This window comes from uncultured Apibacter sp. (genome assembly GCF_946479295.1).
GTDB lineage: Bacteria > Bacteroidota > Bacteroidia > Flavobacteriales > Weeksellaceae > Apibacter.
The window spans coordinates 71,429-92,593 of sequence record NZ_CAMLFD010000004.1 but is presented as its reverse complement, the minus strand read 5'-3'; the positions used below and the strand labels follow the sequence as shown (position 1 = coordinate 92,593).

Genomic DNA, 21,165 nt, shown 5'->3' with positions numbered 1-21,165 from the left:
TTTCCAATTTTCCTATCATTTATATTTTTATGTTATTTTAAAATATTTCTGTATTTATATTTTTGACTAAAAGTTTCAATTGAGGTTTTTCTAAATTTTTATTAACTTGATGTTTGAATGAATTATGAGTATCTCTATTTGAATGCCTTGCATTTATATAAAATTGTTATGGAATAAATTCTTCCATTACTAAATAACAATTAATGCCTCCAAATCCAAAAAATGATATGGCATCACTTCTAGGTAATTCCGTTTTCCATAATTAACATTTATCAATAATAAAAAAGGAAAATTTTTTATAAGCTAAAATATACGCTGAGAAAAATTGCTTAAATACTTAAAATTCTAGACGAAGTCATTAAAAATATTATTGATTAAGGAACTTTAAATTTTATTACCAATACAGCTAATAGCTATGAATCTTCAATAAGTCATCGATAAATACTCTATATATAAAATTGTATAGTTTTATACAGAAAAGCAAAGACTCTACAAAGAGAAATAAACCGTATGATTCCGAAAAAAATGAACGAATAGAGAAGCTGCTGAATAAAAATATTACTAACTTTTTATTTTTAGTTGAAAAATGAAAACTTATTTTGTTATCATTTATTCTTTAAATACTTTATAAAAAATATATAATTTAATATAATAAAAATCAAAAGAATAAGTTAAAATAGCTGATATTTATCCCATATATAAGAATAAATAAAAACCCAATGATCAGCTTCTTTTTTATACCATACAGTATAATAAATATTTTGATCTTTCTCCCAAGTAACTTCTTTAATCATTATAGGTTTTTCTCTTTCTTTTTCATTAAAAAAATTATATAATTCTATTCTAAACTCTGATCTCAAGCCTTTATTCAATAAAAAGTCTTCTTCTTTAAGAGGTTTATATTTTTCTTTAATTTGATCGAGCGACCAGTTTTTAACTTCTTCCGGATTTATATATTTCATTTGCATAAAATTTATATCTTTTGGATAGTTGATTGTTTCAGAATCATTAGTTTGCTTAGATCTAGTACAACTTAAGCTTATTGCCAAGAATAAAAAGATTATAATAATTTTCATATAATATAAAATCTATTATTAGTTAACATATTATTTAATTGCTTTAAGATATTAATCTAAATGACGATCTTTAAGTTTATTCCCAACATACCATAATGCTTAAAATCATATAAAAAACTCCATTTAGTCTATAATCTGTTTTATATTTATCAAATACATAGCAAATACAATCAAATTTATTATTTAACGAGTATTGTCTATAATTATTTCCATTTCGAGCATGCGCAACTATTTTAATATCTACAGTATTTAAATTTGTTACTTCATTTATCCAATTAATAGAACTTTTTAGAAATCTAACAGGCCTAATTTTGTTAACATTTACTTTCAAGTAGGAGATATTCTTTGTTCATTTAATACCAAAATTTATGGCAAAAATAATATTCTTATGCCTTAAAACAAAAGTAGAAACACTTACTACCATTAACTTAAAATATCTTCTCAACTTTCTACAGATAATCATTAATCATTTCATAGAATTTTATGTTTAATTATCAAGAAGTTAATCTGATAATCCAATTATATTTCCATCTTTCCTGAATAAGAATGATATTTTTTGTTTCATCATAAATAATACTTATTCTCTCAGTTTTTTAATATTCAACCACAATTCTATAAATTATTAAAAATTTAATAGAAAAACATGAACTAATAAAAATAACTATTTACCTTATTTTGATAAGTATTATAACAAGAAAAATTTATTATAATTAACATTTTGTATAAAATTAGATTGGGTAAAAGACATGTAAATAATAGTAATTAATATTTAATAATTAATTTTTTTATCAATTATTGCATCTTTAAACAAAAGATAAACTAAATTTTACTTAAAAATTAAGGTTTATATGAAAACACAATTAGAATTTCAAAGATTTCAGTTTTCCAAATTTATTATTAGATGAATGTATAATTATTGACATTACTCTCTAAGAAAAGACGGATATTTATCATTTTATTTATTAAGTTGAACCCTATATATGATATAGGGGGATAGGGTTAACATTGGCTCTTATTCTATAATTTTTTTAAAACTTATATAAAATTTTCCAATATTTATAAACCTAAGAAAGAGGTTAATTATAAAATTTATTTATATTCAAATCTTCTAATTAAAAAAAGAGAAAAATATAGCATTTTATACGTTCGGTTATTTATAGATTTTGCAAAAGTTTTACGGATAGCAAGGAGAAAATATTATAAATCTTTGTTAGGGATTTTTCACCAATTTTGAAGACTCATACATTAGAAAAAAACATTCATTTATGAGTTTTTTATTAAGTGAATTTTATTGAGGTCTATTATTATGACTTAAATTGGTCAGTGATTTTTGTGATTTGAGAATAGTTAAAATAGATTATTAGTGTTCTTTGACTTTAAAAAAACGTTTCTCATTTTAGTATTTTAGATTGATAAAAATAAAAGGCATAATTATGACATTACACCTTTTACAATATTATCTATTTTAAATCAAAAAATAGTTAAATTTTATTTAATGATATAAAAATGTATATCTCTCGTATCTCGTATAAAATTATCTAATTGGAGAACTGTTTGGACATCGGTATTTCCTCGATCAGTATCTTTAGGACAAAGTTCTTTATATCGTGCAAATGGTCGATTACCGTTACTTTTATCTCCACCTAATTCTTCATATTTACTAGCAAAATCACTACCCTTTAAAGTATAAAGTTGTTTCCAATTATCTAATGTTTCTGCTAAGTATTTTTTACCTGCATCACATTCAATTTTTTCCAAATTAATTGTAGGAAACGCATATTGATTAATTTCAGCCAGTTTTATTGGCTTATTAGGAAAGCTTATTTCAAGTTTTCCCCCCTCATCGTTTAAGAACTCGGAATATTCATTTTTTAAAAAATTGATATATTCTTTTTCGCGGTAAACTTTAGTTCTACTATCTTGATAAGTCTGATTTTTATAGATATTTTCATGAATTTCTTTGGGCATTTTTTGGTCAATAGAATAGTCAAATTTATTATGTTCGTCTTCAATAAAAATATCATTAACAACTTTTACAGGAAGCTCAACTTCTTCTTCCTCACCATTAAAAATGATAGGAATTTTATGTAGAGTTTCTTCATAAAACTTTTTATAATCTTCTTCACTAGTATTGTCAGTGGAATAGACAATAGTGTGTAACATATAGTTACTTTGGGTTGGATTAATAAATCCTTTGCCAGAAAATTTAGCCGGTTTAACCACAAAGTCAAACGATTCATTATTATAAGCTAAATTATGCTTACCATATTCGAAAGTGTACTTAGTTTTAGAGTTAGCTGGGATTGCTAGTTCTTTACCATCAATGGCAATGACAATTTCATTTGCAGTAGGGTTATCAATCACTCGAACGACCGAAGTTGGACCACTAGAACAGCTACAAAGCGTAACCCCACAAGCCAATAAAAGAAAATATTGTATTATTTTCATCATATTCATTTATTTTAAAATTAAGATATTTTAAAATTAAGGGGAAAATAATTTTATCATTTTAAAATTATAATAAATTATTTAACTCTTCTTATTTAGTTAATTAAAATAATTTATTAAAAAATTTAAAAAATATTATTTTATATAATTACACATTTTAAATTACTGTTTACATTGCCGGCAGCATAATTTTGAGTTATGTAATTACATTTACTAAATAAAAAAAGTCTAAAACCTATATTGTATGGGTTTTAGACTTAGTGGTCCCACTTGGGCTCGAACCAAGGACCCTCTGATTATGAGTCAGATGCTCTAACCAACTGAGCTATGGGACCATTGTTATTTTGCGTTTGCAAATATAGGTATATATTTTGTTTCTACAAATTTTAAAGGAAAAAAATAAAGGCTATTTATACAATAAATAGCCTTTCTATTTCATTTTCAGTTAAATAAAATTTACTTTCCTAAGTAAGATTTTAAAATTTTACTTCTACTAGTATGCTTTAATCTACGTATAGCTTTTTCTTTAATTTGTCTAACTCTTTCTCGGGTAAGGTCAAACGTTTCACCTATTTCTTCTAAAGTCATAGGATGTTGGCCACTTAAACCAAAATATAAACGAATTAAATCAGCTTCTCTCTGAGTTAAAGTGGAAAGAGATCTTTCAATTTCAATTTGAAGAGATTCCAGCATTAATTCTTTATCAGGACTTGGAGATTCTCCTGAACGTAAAACGTCATATAAATTAGAATCTTCTCCTTCAACTAAAGGTGCATCCATAGATAAATGACGCCCTGAATTTTTCATAGATTCCTTAATGTCATCCTCACTCATATCCAACACCTCACTTAATTCAGCTGCAGAAGGAGCCCTTTCGTGTTCTTGCTCAAGGTGAGCGTATGCTTTATTAATTTTGTTAATAGAACCAATTTTGTTTAAGGGCAGACGTACAATTCTTGATTGTTCTGCTAATGCCTGAAGAATGGATTGACGTATCCACCAAACGGCATAAGAAATGAATTTGAAACCTCGAGTTTCATCAAAACGTTTTGCAGCTTTAATTAGTCCCAGATTTCCTTCATTAATTAAGTCAGGTAAACTAAGCCCTTGATTTTGATATTGCTTAGCCACAGATACAACAAACCTTAGATTTGCTTTAGTTAATTTTTCTAAAGCAACTCTATCACCCGCTTTAATTCGCTGTGCCAAATCAACTTCTTCATCAGCAGTAATCAGATCCACTTTTCCAATTTCTTGTAAATACTTGTCAAGAGATGCAGTTTCTCTGTTTGTTACCTGCTTAGTAATCTTTAATTGTCTCATTTAATAGTAACTATTTTTTATCTTTAAAAAAAGTAGACGAATAAAATTAATTCATCTACGTATTATTTAACCTTATATTTGTATATACGAAAAATAATACGAAAAGGTTACAATGCTTTTATTAATTTGTTATTATTTGGAATAATCTTGTTAAATTGCAAAGGATAATTAAACTAAAAATTAAAAATTTATCTTGAATGATAACCTTAATTCAACTGCAATATGTATTAACTGTTGCTGAGTATAAGAATTTTACGATCGCAGCAGAAAAAGCTTTCGTAAGTCAGCCCACTCTGAGTATGCAGATTCAAAAGCTTGAAAAAACATTAAGAGTTGAGCTTTTTGATAGGACAACAAATCCTATAAAAATTACTCCCATAGGAAAAAAAATTGTAGAACAGGCTAAAATTATTTTATCTGAAGCAAGTAAATTATCTCAAATTGTTGAGGAAGATAAAAAAAGTATGAATGGAACGGTTGTAATAGGGATTATTCCTACAATAACACCTACCTTAGTGCCTCTTTTTTATAAAACATTCAAGAATAAATATCCGGAATCCGATCTCGTAATTAAAGAGTTAAAAACTGAAGATATCATAAAAGGAATTAAAAAAGGAAATTTGGATTTCGGAATTGCAAGTTCGCCTATACATGATAATCAGATTATAGAAAAACCTATATATAAAGAACCTTTAGTTGCTTATGTTTCATCAGGAGATACAACCTTGTCTAAAAAAACAGTATTAAGTGTAGATGATTTAGATTTTAATTATCTTCTAATGTTGGAAGAAGGGCATTGTTTCAGAGATGTAGTTTTAGACCTCTGTAAATATAGAGATACAATTAACTCAAATATAAAATTGGAGGGAGGAAGCTTTACCACACTTATAAATCTTGTGAATGAAGGTTTTGGATTTACTATTCTACCTTTAATGGAGTCAGAAAATTTATCGGACGAAGAAAAGAAAAATATAAGATACTTTTTTTCTTCGCCATCTAGAGAAATCTCATTAATTTATTCAACCAATCAAATTAGAACGACTTTTGCAGATAAGTTTGTTGATTTAATAAAAAGTATTTTAAGAGGAAAATTATTTTTAGAGGATAAGATAGAGAACAAACCGCAAATAAAGGTTATATAAAACCATTGACTAATTAAAATGTTCTTTAAAACTAGACTTAATATCGATATAAGTAAAATACTAAGGAAAAATTAATAATTTGGCTCAGATTTAAAATTTTAAAAGCTAAAAACCATTATATAGTTAAAATTAATATTTATAAGCATATGATTGAAACAGATATTTTAATAATAGGAGCAGGTCCGACAGGGCTTTTTGCAGTATTTGAAGCTGGGTTATTGAAATTAAGATGTCATATTATAGATGCTCTTCCAAGCATTGGAGGACAATTAAAAGAAATATACCCCAAAAAGCCAATATTTGATATTCCCGGATATCCTTCAGTTCAAGCGGATGAATTAGTTAAAAATTTATATGAACAAATCAAACAGTTTCAGCCAGGATTTACCTTGAATGAAACAGCAAAAACTATAGATAAGCAGGCCGATGGAACTTTTATTGTTACCACAGATAAAGGCACCCAACATCATGCTAAAGCGGTTGCTATTGCAGCTGGGTTAGGAAGCTTTGAGCCCAGAAAGCCTTTGATAGATAATATAACAGATTTTGAAGAAAAAGGAGTTGAATATTTTGTAAAAGAGCCGGAAAAATATAAAGATAAAAAAATATTGATCGCCGGAGGAGGAGATTCAGCCCTTGATTGGACAATATTTTTAGCGGATATAGCTAAAGAACTTACTTTAGTTCATCGAAGGAATGAATTTAGAGGTGCATTAGATTCAGTGGAAAAAGTACAATTATTAAAGAATCAAGGTAAAGTAAATTTAATTACTCCGGCAGAAGTTGTAGGAATTAAAGGAAACGGAAAAGTAGAATCATTGGTGATTGAAAAAGAAGGGCAAACTTTCGATAAAGAAGTAGATTATTTTATACCCTTATTTGGCTTGACCCCAAAATTAGGCCCAATAGCTGATTGGGGATTGGAAATAGAAAAAAATGCGATCAAGGTAAACAATGCATTAGATTATCAAACAAATATTGAAGGAATTTATGCAATTGGGGATATAAATATTTATCCGAATAAATTGAAATTAATTTTATGTGGTTTCCATGAAGCAACGTTGATGTGTCAAAGTATTTATAATAAAATATATCCGGACCGTAAATACGTTTTAAAATATACTACCGTTGGTGGCGTGCAAGGATTTGACGGAACTATAAGAGAAGCAGAAAAGCCAGTAGTAAAATCAATTCAATAAAAATTCATAGTTATTATTATGTCAGATATTACAATAACTATCACCGATAGAGAAGGTAAAAAACACATAGTATCGGCTCCTACCGATATGTCTATGAGTTTAATGGAATTAATTCGAGCATATGAATTGGTGCCAGAAGGAACTATAGGTATTTGCGGTGGAATGGCCATGTGTGCCTCTTGCCAAATATATATAATAAGCAAGAATGTTCCTTTGCCCGAAAAAGGAGACGAAGAAGAGGCTATGCTTTCAGAAGCCTTTAATGTTAAAGATAATAGTCGTTTAGGGTGTCAAATTCCTATAACCAATGAACTTAATGGATTAGAATTTCAAATCGCTCCATTTCATTGATGCGAATATTTTATAGTTGTAAATGATTGAAGAAATTATTGAGCTAAAACCTTTTTTAGATGAAAAGGTAGAGAAATATAATACTAAGCAATTTATAGAAACAGATCCCATACAGATTCCTCACCTATTTCAAAAAAAAGAGGATATTGAAATATCAGGTTTCCTAACCGCGATTATTGCATGGGGAAATAGAAAATCTATCATTAAGAATGCGCATAAAATAATGCAATACTTAGATTATTCTCCCTATGATTTCATAATTAATCATACCTCCCAGGATTTAAAAAAAATTGAAGGCAGTGTTCATAGAACTTTTAATTCTACGGATCTACTTTTTTTTATTAAATCGCTGCAAAATATTTATAAATATCATGATGGGTTAGAAAATGTATTTTCAGCCACAAAAGAAGAAGAAAATACATATTTTTTGATAGAAAGATTTAGAGTAATATTTTTTGAAATTGAACACTTGGAAAGAACCAGAAAGCATATAAGTAGTCCTTCAAAAAACTCATCAGCAAAAAGAATAAATATGTTTCTAAGATGGATGGTACGGAAAGATTCAAATCATGTTGATTTTGGTTTATGGAACAAGATTTTGCCATCCCAATTAGTTTGTCCTCTGGATGTTCATTCGGGTAACGTTGCACGATCCTTAAAATTATTGAATAGAAATCAGAATGATTGGAAATCTGTATCTTATCTTATGAAAAATTTAAAAATATTAGATGCAAACGATCCTGTTAAATATGATTTTGCATTGTTTGGATTAGGCGTTTTTGAAGGTTTCAATCAATAAGTTGACAGAGTGATAACAGTAATGGCTACTAATGCCAGAACCAGTCCTACATAATTCAACGAATTCATTTTTTCTTTAAAAACAATAATTCCAACTAAACTTCCCAATAGGATTACCCCTAAATTCATAGAAGCAAAAACTATCGATGGATTATTTTTGAAAACTTGATGTGCTTTTAAATAAAAATAAACATTTCCAAAGTTAAAAATTCCTAAAGTTAATCCCCATAAAACATCTTTAAAAGTATATTTTATTTTCTGTGCAAAAGTAATGCAGCTACCTACCACAAATGAGCCTAAAAATATAAATAAGGTAGATGTGGTAAAATCAAATTCCTTATTTACAGCAATTAATTTATATAAAATATTAATAATACCCAGACCAAAAAAGATGAGAACAAGTAGATATAATTTATTAGAAGGGAAAGTATTATCTCCTTTTTTAGCGTAGAAAATAAATATTATAGAGATAAAACCAATGATTAATCCAATTATTTTATGAAGATTATAAGACTCTTTAAAAAATATAAAAGAAGCTGTAACTGTAATTAACAAGGACATTCTTTGAGCAATGTCAGTTCGTGCTATACCCGTATATTTAATGGAAGCAGCAATTAACATAAAAACAACAGGCATTAAAATGCTCATGGCTAAATATATAATCCAAGGCGCAGAAGAATAATTTAAAGAGGCAAGGTTCGGTTTAAAAAGTAAATAACAAAATAATGCAGAAAATAAATAATTGTAAGTAATAATGAGTGTAGCCCCTTTTGGATTTGAACTTTTATTATAAAATTTTAATAATACAGCTACAATAATATTGAAAAAAATACTAATTATAATTTCTTTCATAATTTTTAAAATTTATCAAAAATACGATTCTAAATTAGATTTTTCTCTAAAATGGTTAATAATAACTTAATTTAATTAATAATCTTATATTAAATAAAAAGTTAACTAATGTATTATGTGTGTTTACTTTATTTTTAACTGAAAGTCAATAGTATAGCTCGAAAATACTTCAAATTAATATTAATTAGTTTTCATAAAAAAATAAAATTAAAATACGAAATCCTTTATGAATTTTAACAAAAAAATTTTAGATTTACATTCTTTTTACTAAAATATATATATGAATTTACAAGATTTAGACCAGAATTGGATTGAACAATTTGACAAGCCATTGGTAATAGCAGGACCTTGCAGCGCTGAAAGTGAAAAGCAAATGATGGAAATAGCAGAAAGAATGGATCGAAATTATATGCAAGTGTTCCGAGCAGGGATATGGAAGCCTCGTACAAAACCCGGAAGTTTTGAAGGAGTGGGAGCTATTGGTCTTAATTGGCTAAGAAAAATAAAGGAGGAATTCAAAATGCCTGTGGCAACAGAGGTAGCTAATGCTTCTCATGCAAAATTAGCCTTGGAGTTTGATATAGATTATCTTTGGATTGGAGCAAGATCTACAGTAAATCCATTTACCATTCAAGAAATTGCAGAATCTTTAAGAGATACTGATAAAATTGTTTTGGTTAAAAATCCGGTAAATCCTGATCTAGACTTATGGATTGGAGCATTAGAAAGGCTTGCTGCTCAAGGAATAAAAAAAATAGGTGTTATTCATCGAGGTTTTTCCTCTCATAACAAATCCAAATATAGAAATAATCCGCAATGGCAAATAGCCCTGGAACTTAAAGATCGTTTTCCTAATATTCCAATTATTGGAGACCCCTCTCACATAACAGGAAGAAGAGATTTAATAGCTGAAGTTGCCCAACAAGCGTTTAATTTAGAATATAACGGGCTTATGGTTGAAGTGCATAATAACCCTGACGAAGCTTGGAGCGATGCAAAACAGCAAATTACACCGGAAGCATTAAAAGATATTTTGGTTGATATTACCCTACGTAAAAAGAATGATAGTTCAGATGCTTTTTCAACAAAATTAAACAGATTCAGAGGAGAAATCGATGAGCTAGATAACCAATTGTTAGGATTATTAGCAGCGCGAATGGAAGTAGCTAAAAAAATAGGAACGTTAAAAAAGGAGCATAATGTAGCCATTTTTCAACCGGACAGATGGAACGTATTAAAAAAATTAGCTATACGCAATGGAGAAAGAATGGGATTATCTGAAGATTTTTTAGAACATCTATTAGTTTCCATTCATAAAGAATCTGTGGAGTTGCAAAATAAAATCATGGAAGAATAACAATATATACAAGAGAATAAGTTATAATGCATCATCTTAATTATGATGCATTTTTTATATTTTTGAATAATGAATGAAGCTATAATACTCAAATCCACGGGAAGTTGGTATCAATTAAAAGACATAAATACAGGGAAAATTTATGATGCTCGCATTCGTGGTAAATTTAAGAAAGAAAAAATTAGAAATACTAACCCATTGGCAGTAGGGGATAGGGTGCATTATGAGCTCGAGGATAATAATATTGCTTGGATTACAAAAATAAATCCAAGAAAAAATTATATCATACGTAAATCAGTTAATTTATCTAAAGAAACGCATATTATAGCTTCCAATATAGATTTAGCCTGTATAATATTTACCTTAAAATATCCCCAGACTTCACTCGGTTTTCTAAATAGATGCTTGATTACTTGCGAGGCCTATCAAATTCCTACTTTAATTGTATTTAATAAAATAGATTTATTATCTGAAGAGGATGTAAAAGAATTGAATGAAGTTGAAAATATATATCATTCTATCGGATATGAAACTTTACGAATATCTGCTGTGAATAAAATAAATATGGCAGAATTAAAAGAAAGGATCGTAAATAAAATTACAGTATTTTTAGGACATTCAGGTAGCGGAAAATCATCCACAATTAATGCATTACAAGAAAACTTAGATCTAAAAATAGCAACTATATCCAATTATAATGAAAAAGGCAAGCATACCACTACATTTGCCCAAATGTATGATTGGGATTTTGGAGGGAGTATTATTGATATTCCCGGAATAAAAGAATTTGAATTAGTAGACATTCATAAAGAGGAATTACAAGATTATTTTCCTGAAATTTTACGTGAAAAGCATTCTTGTAAATATAATAATTGTATACATGTTAATGAACCTCAATGTGCAGTAATAGATGCTGTGAAGAATGGTAAAATATCTGAAAAAAGGTATGCACATTATTTAAAATTAATTGAAGAATTAAAAAGCTAAAATCTTTTAATATTTTTGTATTAATAAATAATAAATTCGTTGGTTAATTTAATTAATAAAAAATAAAAAAGTCGGATTTAAAAAAATCCGACTTTTTTATATGCTGAATATAATTTTACTTAATTTACACCACCACCTAAGGCTTTATATAAATTAATAGATGCTTGTAATTGTTGAAGTTTATCATTTACTTGATTTAGCCTAGCGCTTAATAAGTCTCTTTCTGCATTTAACACTTCTGTATAATTTGCATCACTGTAAAGAAGTAATTGTTTGGTATAGTCTACTGATTTAACCAATGAATTTATCTGCAAACCCCTGTCATAATCTTTACTTTTTGCTTTTTCATATGCAAATAAAGCATTAGACACTTCTACACTTGAATTTAAGACAGAATTCTTAAAATTAAGTAATGCCTCTTCTTGTTGAGCTTGTCTCATTCTCAACTGGCTTTTTAATTTTCCTTGATTAAATATAGGTTGGGTTAAACCTCCTACAACTCCGGCAAAAAGGTTAGAGTGATCAAAGAAATTATCTAAATTCTTTAAGGTAGAATATCCTGCATTACCGGTAATTGTTAAAGAAGGATATAATGAAGCTTTAGCCACATTGGTATTTTCAAAAGCAGCACGATAAGCATATTCATACATCATGACATCAGGTCTTTTGGACAATAGTTGAGCTGGTATTCCATAGTTAAATTGAGTAGGAACGGTTTGTTGTGCCATGGTTGATCTTTGTATCGGTCCCGGAGTTCTTCCCAATAAATAACAGATAGTGTTTTCCATGGTTTTAATATTCTTTTCCAAGTCTGGAACACTAACTTGGGTAGCATATAATAAAGCCCTGCTTTGTTCTACTGCTGCCCCAGTTACAATATTAGCTTCCTTAAGGTCCTCCATTGTTTTAACATTATCTTCCAATAATTTTATAGTACTTAAGGTTATATTCAATTGCTCATCTAAGGCAATAAGAGAATAATAATTGTTCGCAATATTTGCAACCAAAGAAGTTTGAACTACTCTCTTATATGCATCACTTTGAAGGTAAGAAGCTAATGCAGATCTTTTTGCACTAGTAATTTTCCCCCAAATATCCAGTTCCCAACTTGCGGATGCTCCTAATTGAAATACTTCAGAGTGGGTTTTAACACCATTTCCTTGGACAGTATTTAACTTGCTGTTCGAATAGGAGGCATCAGCATTCAATGTTGGCAAATAACCTAATTTGGCTGAACGAAGTGCAGCTTCAGATTGTTTTATCCTAGCAACAGCTATTTGTAAATCATAACTATTCTGAATACCCTCATTAATTAAACTTTGCAAATTTTCATCTTTAAAGTAATCTTTCCAAGGGATATCAGCGATCGTAGTACTATCTTTGATAGGCATATCCCTATACAGGCTATTATCAGTTATCTGAGGTCTTTCATATTTAGCGGTAATACATGATGAAAATACTACTGTAAATAATAATAGGGATGTATATTGAATCGGTCGAATTTTCATTCTTAATTCTTTTATTTTGTTATACTTATTCATCATCATCATCATTTTCATTATTTTGTTCTCTTAAAACTACAGAAGGTTTATGAGTAGCCTTTTCTTGTAATGATTGGAATACAGCGAATAACATAGGCGTTACTACTAAACCAACAACAGTACCAATTAACATACCTCCAATAGCAGCTGTACCGATAGAACGGTTACCAACAGCACCTGCACCAGTTGCAACCATTAATGGCAATAATCCGAAGATAAATGCAAATGAAGTCATTAAAATTGGTCGTAGACGAGCAACAGCACCTTCAATCGCAGAATCAATAATACTCATACCGTGTTCTCTTCTCTGTACTGCATATTCTACAATCAGAATTGAGTTCTTTGCTAATAAACCTATAAGCATAATCAAACTTATCTGTAAGTAGATATTATTGGTTATTCCGAATAATTGAGCGAATAAGAAAGCTCCTGCTAATCCGATAGGTAATGATATGATAATCGCTAACGGTAATATATAGCTTTCGTATAATGCAGCTAATAAGAAATAAACAAATATTAAACACAATAAGAATATATAAACAGTTTGAGATCCACTATTATTAACTTGTTCTCTTGTCATTCCGGAATATTCAAATGAATACCCTTGAGGAAGAGTTTGTTTAGCTACCTCTTCGATAGCTCTAACAGCATCACCTGCACTGTAACCTGCATTAGGTTGTCCATTTACAGGGATGGATTGATAAAGGTTAAAACGTTGTAGTGATTGCGGACCGTAAACTCTTGTTAAAGTTATAAATGCGGAAATAGGTGCCATTTCACCATTGTTATTTCTTACAAACATTCCATTTAGATCTTCTACATTTTTTCTATATTTCGGATCCGCTTGAATCATCACTTTATATTGCTTACCGAACTCGTTATAGTTGGAAGAATAAATTCCACCAATATATCCTTGTAAAGTAGTTAAAATATCTGTTACAGCTAAACCAGCTTGTTTAACTTTAGCTACATTTACGTCAATTCGATATTGAGGATAGTTAGGGTTAAATGAAGTAGTTGCATACATAATTTCAGGACGTTGATTCAAAGCTCCTAAGAATTTACCGCTAACTTCATAAAATTTACGAATATCTCCCCCTGTTTTGTCCTGAATTTGGAATTCAAAACCGTTACTAATACCAAAACCTTGTAGGGTAGGGGTACCGAAGAATATAATTCGTCCTCCTTGGATAGAGGCAGTTCTCATAAAGAGTTGCTTAACTACATCATCAATTTTAATTTTTGGACGTTCTTTCCAAGGTTTTAATTTAATTAAGACTACTGCATAGTTTCCACCCGCACCACTAATAAAGCTGGTACCGTTAATCTGTGCCACATTAGATACACCATCGATTCCTTTAGCTAATTCATATACTTTACTAGCTATTTCGGTAGATTGTTCAAGAGTGGAAGCTGGCGGTAAACTTATATCACCAATAATAAATCCACTATCTTCTTGAGGTACAAAGTCCGTTGGAGTAGTTTTCATTAAATAATATAAAATTCCACAGAAAACTAAAATAATAGCAAAGGCAGACCATTTGGCTTTAGAAGTCCAAATCAATGCTTTTTTATATTTATTGGTTAAGCCTTCAAACGCAACGTTAAATCCATCTTTCAATTTTTTTACTACACCATGTTGTTTTTTATCGTCATGAGGCTTTAATAATAAAGCACACAAAGCCGGACTTAAAGTAAGCGCATTAATCGCTGAAAGTACAATGGAAACGGCTAGAGTCAATCCAAACTGTTTGTAAAATACGCCTGATGTTCCTCCGATAAAACTTACCGGTATAAACACGGCAGACATTACTAGAGTGATCGCTACAATGGCTCCGGCTATTTCATCCATAGCGTGTAAAGAGGCTTTTCTTGCATCTTTCATTCCATCTTCCAACTTAGCATGAACTGCTTCGACGACCACAATCGCGTCATCCACCACAATACCAATTGCCAAAATTAAGGCGAATAAGGTCAAGATATTAATGGTAAAACCAAATATTAATAAGAAGAAGAAAGTACCTACAATTGCCACGATAACTGATATCGCAGGAATTAAAGTAGATCGTAAATCTTGTAAGAATACTAATACCACAATGAATACTAAAACGAATGCTTCGAAAAGTGTATGAATAACTTTTTCAATAGAAGCATTAAGAAAGTCATTAGCATTCATCATATATACGTTATCAATACCCGGTGGATAAGAACTTTTGGCTTTTTCTAAGACTTGTTCCACTTCATTGATAATTTGTTGTGCATTAGATCCTGCAGTTTGAGCTATACTAATAACAACGGATGGTTTTCCGTCAATAGTAGAGGTAACTTGATAGCTTTCAGAACCTACCTCAACATTTGCTACATCTTTTAATCTTAAAACATCTCCTGTAGGTAGAGATTTCAAGACCATATTTCCAAATTGTTCAGAAGAGACTAAACGTCCTGTATACTTTAATGTATAAGTAAATGTTTGTGCACTATTTTCTCCTAATGAACCGGGAGCAGCTTCTAGATTTTGCTCAGCTAATAGAGCATTAATATCGGCAGGAGTAATACCATACGTTGACATAACGTCAGGTTTTAACCAAATACGCATAGAATATGTATTTGCACCTCTTGCTTGGGCATCACCAACTCCGGAAATTCTTTTTATCTGAGGTAAAACGTTTATATTAGCATAGTTTTGCAAAAATTTTTGATCATAATTTTTACTATTACTAACTAAACCGATAAATAAGATATTACTGCTTTGTGTTTTTTGTACAATAACTCCGTTTTTAGTTACTTCAGAAGGTAATAAACTGTTTGCACGAGCAGCTAGATTTTGTACGTTTACAGCAGCAATATCAGGATTTGCATCTTGTTTAAAATAAACTGTAATAGTTGCGCTCCCGTCATTACCTGCACTTGAAGTAATGTAGGTCATGTTTTCAACCCCATTGATTTGTTCTTCCAACGGAATAATCACACTTTTCATAACCACGTCCGCATTCGCTCCTGGATAATTTGTAGTCACCTGCACAGTAGGTGGGGCTATCTCGGGATATTGGGCAACAGGAAGTGAAACCACTCCTAATATACCCAGAATCACAATTATAATAGAAATAACTGTGGAAAGAACGGGCCTTTCTATAAATGTTTTAAGCATTGTTTTATTTCTTTTTTTGTATTATTTATAATAGTTATTATTGTTAGAAAAAAATTATAGTTGAGGTTTGATTTCCATTCCCTCTTTTAAATTTTGGATTCCATTAATAACAATTTTGTCATTTACGTTTAATCCTGAATTTACAATAAATGATTGCCCGTCAGCCAAAGGGGTCACCTTAATAGTTACTTGTTTTACTTTGTTATCCTTTTGCACAACAAAAACAAAGGTTTGACCTTGAATTTCAAATGTTGCTTTTTGAGGAATAACTATAGCATTTTCAACCGTAGTGCTGATTCGTATTGAACCTGTAGAACCACTTCTCAAAATACCTTGCGTATTGGGAAAATTAGCTCTGAAATTAGCAGCACCAGTTGCTGTATTTACAATACCGTTTATAGTTTCTATTTTACCTTTTTGGGTATATTCTGTACCATCGGCTAAGAGTAGAGTAACAGGCTCAGAGTTTCTAATTTTTTCAGATTGAGTTGCTCCTGGTGTGTTTTTAAGGAAATCCAATAATTGTTTTTCATTTAATGAAAAGTAAACATATACATTGGAAGTGTTTGCTACAGTAGTTAATGTAGTTGCACTATTAACTAAACTACCTAAACGATAAGGTATAGAACCTACAATTCCGTTAACAGGACTTGTAATAACAGTATAAGATAGGTTAGTATTCGCGATAGCTAATGCTGTCTGTGCTTGATTTAAAGCTGCACGTCGAGTCTGCAATGCATATTGTGCAGATTCCAATTGATATTTACTTACAATTCCTTTTTCAACTAAAGGAGTAATTTTGTTTACATCCATTACAGCATTATCTACTTGCGCTTTTGCTGTATTAATGGCTGCTTCAGCATTCAATACATTTTGTTTGTATTGCGGGGCATCTAATGTAAATAAAACTTGTCCTTTTTTAACTACAGAACCTTCATCTACATTAATAGTTTTTATAAATCCTTCTACCATAGGTCGAATTTCGATATCTTCTTCACCTTTTATGGTTGCCGGATAATCTTTTTGCAATACAGCTGTTTGATTACTTACAACTTTTACTGGATAAGGAAGTACTTGATTTCCTGCTCCGGCTCCCATGGCAGCCATGCCTCCAGCATTTTTCTTATCCCCTCCACAAGAAACATAGACAGTGGATGTTGCAGCTACAAATAGCAAAGCTATAATTTGTATTTTTCTGAGTTTCATATTTATGATTTTTCTATATTATTATTAAGTTCATAATTTTTATAACAGGTCTGATTTATTTCTTCTGAACATGAGTCATCAAGTAAAAGAGTTAATAAATTTTCTTGAAATTGACTTTGTTGATCTTTAAGAGAGCTAAAGAATGAAGTATTAAATTCTTTAACAACTTTAGTAGCATTACTAATGACTCTTTTACCTTCTTCAGTCAATGAAATAAGCTTGGTTCTTGAATCTTTTTTATGAAATTTTCTTTTTATCCATCCTTTTTTTTGCAGAGTTCTTAATACAGTTGAAGTAGTCATAGGATCAATTCCGGTTTCATCGGAGAGATTTTTTTGAGATACTTCTGCTTGATTGGTCTCTACCCATAATATAGTAAAAAGCAGTACTAATTGACTATGAGTTAAATCTAAATGTTCAAAGTTCTTTTTAAATTCTCTTTGCCAAAAGTTGTTGACCTTCCAAAGCAAGAATCCTGTTTTCTCGCAATCCGTTATATTTAGGAGAAATGCTTTATAATTAGTTTGCATATTTTTTGTAGTTCAAAAATTGAAAGTGCAAATATAATATGTATACTTATTATAATGCAAATTAATGTGTTAAAAATTTGTAAGTTTTCATATAATATGTGTGCATATTAATTTTGGGTTACACCATCAAATACCAAGCCATAATGCATTTAACCGAAATACTTGACGGTGCAAATATATATTTATTTTAACAATTTAAATAAATTTTTAACTTAAAAATTAAAAAATTTTCAATAGATTTTTTAAATTAACTTAATTCAGGGCTTAATAGTTTTATATAAGATGAAAATTCCAATCTATTTATTATCGTTAGCCATATGTACAGTAAGTTGAGGGAAAGGAATATTAATTTTAGCATGAGTAAATTTCTCATATATATTTTCATTAAGATAGAAATATACAGGCCAATAATTTGACGATTCTACCCAAACTCTGAGTACGAAATCAATGGAACTATCATTCAATTTTAATAATCCAATAAAAGGCTCAGGAGCCTTAAGAATTGTTGAATTAGAATTGATAATTTCTTTTAAAATATCTTTTACTTCTTGAAGCGAGGTTCCATAATCAACTCCAATGGTGATGTCAATCCTTCTCTGCGGTTGCGTGGAAAAATTAAGAATGGATCCTGTGGATAGTGGACCGTTTGGAACGTATATAGTTTTATTATCAGAGGTGGTTAAAATAGTATATAAAATACCTATGGATTGTACAACTCCTTCTTGATTTTGAGCTAGGATATGATCGCCTATTTTAATAGGTTTATTAAATAGAATCATCACTCCGCCAGCAAAATTACCTAAATTATCTTTCATGGCCATACCTATAGCCAACCCTGCAGAGGCAATCAATGCAGCAAAAGAGGTCGTTTGTATTCCCAAAATTCCTATGATGGTCATAACCAACAAAATGGTAAGTGTAATATTACATAAGCTTCCTAAAAATGATTTAACGGATGGATCAATTTTTCTTCTTTCTAAAAACTTATGAATTATTTTTTCAATCCATTTGATCAAAAATCTTCCTATATAATAAACAACCAAACAGGTAATAATTTTTAATCCTAGATCGTATACTGAATCCAACAATTTATTTAGCAACTTTTCAATGCCTGTAGGATTTATAATTTCACTTGAGATAGGCGAATGAGTAATTTGATATAAATTCATATTTTTTAATTTATAAACTATTTTATTGACATAATTTAATATTCATAAACAAAAATAATACTAAAATTATGCTAATAATTTTGTGGTAAGGTAATAATTAATAATTTAATTTTGATAAAAGTAAATTTTGATAGTAAACATAAATTTTATGTTAATATATTTAATTAATTGAATATAATAAATAAGAATAGAGTTAGAAAGTTATATGTTAATTTTATTAATGTCAAATTATGAAAGCTATTATTTTATAATATTTAAAAATATATATTAAGATGTGAATGAAAAAAATTACAACACTAAGTTGCTAAGAATATAAAAATTAAAATTTTTGAAATATATAAAATTACCTAAATTTGTAAAATATTTATGGAAAGCAACAGGCAAAAGAAAATAAATCAATTATTACAAAAGGAATTAGCTGAAATTTTCAGAAAACAATCAGCTGAGATGAATACAAATATACTTATTTCTGTAACGGAAGTAAAAGTTTCTTCAGATTTAGGTGTTGCTAAAGTTTTTTTAAGTGTTTATCCTAAGGAATATAGGGAAGCAATAATGAAGGAAGTGCAACTATTAACTTCAAAGATTCGAAGGATTTTGGGAAATAAAATAGCTAAGCAGGTAAGACAAGTTCCAGAATTAATATTTTATCTAGATATCACTTTAGATAACGTTGAGAAGATAGAGAAAGCCTTAAAAGGTAAAGATGAAAATCCTATTTTATAATTCGTGAAAAATCTATCCTGGTACATAGCATTCAGGTATTTTATATCCAAAAAAAGAACTCAAGCCGTTAGCTTTATTATGTATACTTCTTTAACGGCCATAGCAATTGCTACTTGTGCTATGTTTGTTATTCTTTCTGTCTTTAGTGGACTAGAAAGTTTTAATATTAAACTTTTCAGCGATGTAAATCCCGATTTGAGGATATTACCCGCAACCGGAAAAACTCTTCCTGATATTGATAATTTAGAAAAAAAATTATCTGCTTATTCTGACATTAAAGCTTTTTCAAAAGTAATTGAAGAAAAAGTTTATGTTGTATTTAATGAAAAAGATGAGATAGCCTATTTAAAAGGAGTAGATAAAAATTTTTTAAAAGTTGTAAAAATTGATACTTGCTTTCAGGCTGGTAAATTTCCCAATATATCTTCTGATAATCAAGCTGCTTTTGGTAATGCGCTTGCTTACAGATTAGGCGTTCCTATTAATAAAGGTTCATTGTCACTTTATATGCCAAAACCAGGTAAAAAACTAATTTCTAATACGGATGACGCATTTGAAAAAGCAGGTGTTTATATGACAGGTGTTTTTGCTTTAAATGATCAATATGAAAATTATATTTTTGTTCCGATACAAGTTTCACAGAAATTATTGAATTTACCTCCCAATAGTGCCTTTTCTATAGAGCTGAAAGTTAAAGACAATGTTAAATCTTTACAAAATAAGCTAAAAAGAGATCTTGGAAAAAAATATATTATTTTAAATAGACAAGAACAAGATGCCTCTTTTTTAAAAATGATGAAAGTAGAGCAATTGTTTATTTACTTAATTTTTATTTTAGTAATAATAATTGCAACATTTAATTTAGCCGGAGCTATTATTATTATAATTTTAGATAAAAAAAACCAATCGAAAACATTAATAGCATTAGGTTATACTATTTCCAAATTAAAAAAACTATTTTTAACCATAGGAATTATCATTACTTTATTCGGGGTAATGTTAGGGATACTATTAGGAACTTTATTAACCTGGTTACAAGCTAATTTTGCATTAGTAAAGGCTAATCCTTTTATGCCATTCCCTGTGAAATTTGATTTCTATAATTATCTTATTGTCTTAATTACAGTATTATTTATTGGATTTTTCGTATCATTTTTGTCATCAAGGAAATTAAATTTTTAAAAATTTTTTATATTTGTATAATAATTATATTAATGATCTTATATGCGTATGATAGCTCTTTTTTTCTATATTTGTATGAAATAAAATAGGGATTGAAAATATAATAATAAAAATCATTTTATTTTATAAA

General features: G+C 29.2%; 17 protein-coding genes and 1 tRNA gene. 8 read left to right on the top strand and 10 right to left on the bottom strand.

The window, feature by feature from the left end; genetic code table 11:
• Nucleotides 1-671: 671 nt before the first annotated feature.
• The 4 genes from Q0T35_RS04710 to Q0T35_RS04695 all read right to left on the bottom strand — a co-directional run bounded on the left by Q0T35_RS04710 (nt 672) and on the right by Q0T35_RS04695 (nt 4,847).
• Nucleotides 672-1,076, bottom strand: a complete 405-nt coding sequence (locus Q0T35_RS04710; protein ID WP_295841161.1) for a hypothetical protein — start codon at nt 1,074-1,076, stop codon at nt 672-674.
• Nucleotides 1,077-2,564: 1,488 nt separating this feature from the next.
• Complete coding sequence (locus Q0T35_RS04705; protein WP_295841160.1) at nt 2,565-3,527, bottom strand: hypothetical protein; 963 nt, start codon at nt 3,525-3,527, stop codon at nt 2,565-2,567.
• Between the two features lie 258 nt (nt 3,528-3,785).
• Nucleotides 3,786-3,859 (bottom strand) — tRNA-Ile (locus Q0T35_RS04700).
• 121 nt (nt 3,860-3,980) lie between these two features.
• Nucleotides 3,981-4,847 (bottom strand): RNA polymerase sigma factor RpoD/SigA, encoded by an 867-nt coding sequence (locus Q0T35_RS04695; protein ID WP_055425808.1) that lies wholly within the window; start codon nt 4,845-4,847, stop codon nt 3,981-3,983.
• 197 nt (nt 4,848-5,044) lie between these two features.
• Between Q0T35_RS04695 and Q0T35_RS04690 the strand changes: the two genes are divergently transcribed.
• The 4 genes from Q0T35_RS04690 (at nt 5,045) to Q0T35_RS04675 (ending at nt 8,338) form a co-directional block, all read left to right on the top strand.
• Nucleotides 5,045-5,989 (top strand): hydrogen peroxide-inducible genes activator, encoded by a 945-nt coding sequence (locus Q0T35_RS04690; RefSeq protein ID WP_295841159.1) that lies wholly within the window; start codon nt 5,045-5,047, stop codon nt 5,987-5,989.
• A gap of 146 nt (nt 5,990-6,135) precedes the next feature.
• Nucleotides 6,136-7,188: an NAD(P)/FAD-dependent oxidoreductase gene (locus Q0T35_RS04685; protein ID WP_295841158.1), complete on the top strand. Its 1,053-nt coding sequence runs from the start codon at nt 6,136-6,138 to the stop codon at nt 7,186-7,188.
• 18 nt (nt 7,189-7,206) lie between these two features.
• Complete coding sequence (locus tag Q0T35_RS04680) at nt 7,207-7,539, top strand: 2Fe-2S iron-sulfur cluster-binding protein (RefSeq protein ID WP_293918939.1); 333 nt, start codon at nt 7,207-7,209, stop codon at nt 7,537-7,539.
• Nucleotides 7,540-7,561: 22 nt separating this feature from the next.
• Nucleotides 7,562-8,338 carry a TIGR02757 family protein gene (locus Q0T35_RS04675; protein ID WP_293918938.1) on the top strand — a complete coding sequence of 259 codons (777 nt, stop codon included), beginning with the start codon at nt 7,562-7,564 and terminating at the stop codon, nt 8,336-8,338.
• On the opposite strand, the gene Q0T35_RS04670 is transcribed toward Q0T35_RS04675, so the two are convergent.
• Nucleotides 8,332-9,189, bottom strand: coding sequence for an EamA family transporter (locus Q0T35_RS04670; protein ID WP_295841157.1), 858 nt, complete (start codon nt 9,187-9,189; stop codon nt 8,332-8,334). The genes Q0T35_RS04675 and Q0T35_RS04670 overlap by 7 nt on opposite strands.
• A 280-nt stretch (nt 9,190-9,469) precedes the next feature.
• On the opposite strand from Q0T35_RS04670, the gene Q0T35_RS04665 reads away from it, so the two are divergent.
• Both Q0T35_RS04665 and rsgA read left to right on the top strand, forming a co-directional pair.
• The gene (locus Q0T35_RS04665) at nt 9,470-10,546 is read left to right on the top strand and encodes a bifunctional 3-deoxy-7-phosphoheptulonate synthase/chorismate mutase type II (RefSeq protein WP_293918936.1); all 1,077 of its coding nucleotides are present in this window, start codon (nt 9,470-9,472) and stop codon (nt 10,544-10,546) included.
• A gap of 69 nt (nt 10,547-10,615) precedes the next feature.
• Nucleotides 10,616-11,533, top strand: coding sequence for a ribosome small subunit-dependent GTPase A (rsgA, locus tag Q0T35_RS04660; protein ID WP_295841156.1), 918 nt, complete (start codon nt 10,616-10,618; stop codon nt 11,531-11,533).
• A gap of 119 nt (nt 11,534-11,652) precedes the next feature.
• Here rsgA and Q0T35_RS04655 read toward each other — a convergent pair whose 3' ends face one another.
• The 5 genes from Q0T35_RS04655 to Q0T35_RS04635 form a co-directional block, all read right to left on the bottom strand.
• Nucleotides 11,653-13,074 (bottom strand): efflux transporter outer membrane subunit, encoded by a 1,422-nt coding sequence (locus tag Q0T35_RS04655; RefSeq protein ID WP_293918934.1) that lies wholly within the window; start codon nt 13,072-13,074, stop codon nt 11,653-11,655.
• Nucleotides 13,067-16,222 carry an efflux RND transporter permease subunit gene (locus Q0T35_RS04650; protein WP_295841155.1) on the bottom strand — a complete coding sequence of 1,052 codons (3,156 nt, stop codon included), beginning with the start codon at nt 16,220-16,222 and terminating at the stop codon, nt 13,067-13,069. Before Q0T35_RS04650 ends, Q0T35_RS04655 begins: the two co-directional genes overlap by 8 nt.
• Nucleotides 16,223-16,276: 54 nt before the next feature.
• Nucleotides 16,277-17,428, bottom strand: coding sequence for an efflux RND transporter periplasmic adaptor subunit (locus Q0T35_RS04645; protein WP_293917398.1), 1,152 nt, complete (start codon nt 17,426-17,428; stop codon nt 16,277-16,279).
• A gap of 2 nt (nt 17,429-17,430) precedes the next feature.
• Nucleotides 17,431-17,958, bottom strand: coding sequence for a MarR family transcriptional regulator (locus Q0T35_RS04640; protein ID WP_293917396.1), 528 nt, complete (start codon nt 17,956-17,958; stop codon nt 17,431-17,433).
• Between the two features lie 296 nt (nt 17,959-18,254).
• On the bottom strand, nt 18,255-19,127 hold the full coding sequence (locus Q0T35_RS04635) for a mechanosensitive ion channel domain-containing protein (RefSeq protein ID WP_293917394.1): 873 nt from the start codon (nt 19,125-19,127) through the stop codon (nt 18,255-18,257).
• Nucleotides 19,128-19,493: 366 nt separating this feature from the next.
• On the opposite strand from Q0T35_RS04635, the gene rbfA reads away from it, so the two are divergent.
• Nucleotides 19,494-19,853 carry a 30S ribosome-binding factor RbfA gene (rbfA, locus tag Q0T35_RS04630; protein ID WP_295841154.1) on the top strand — a complete coding sequence of 120 codons (360 nt, stop codon included), beginning with the start codon at nt 19,494-19,496 and terminating at the stop codon, nt 19,851-19,853.
• 3 nt (nt 19,854-19,856) lie between these two features.
• Complete coding sequence (locus tag Q0T35_RS04625; RefSeq protein ID WP_293917390.1) at nt 19,857-21,035, top strand: FtsX-like permease family protein; 1,179 nt, start codon at nt 19,857-19,859, stop codon at nt 21,033-21,035.
• The last annotated feature ends 130 nt before the right edge of the window (nt 21,036-21,165 follow it).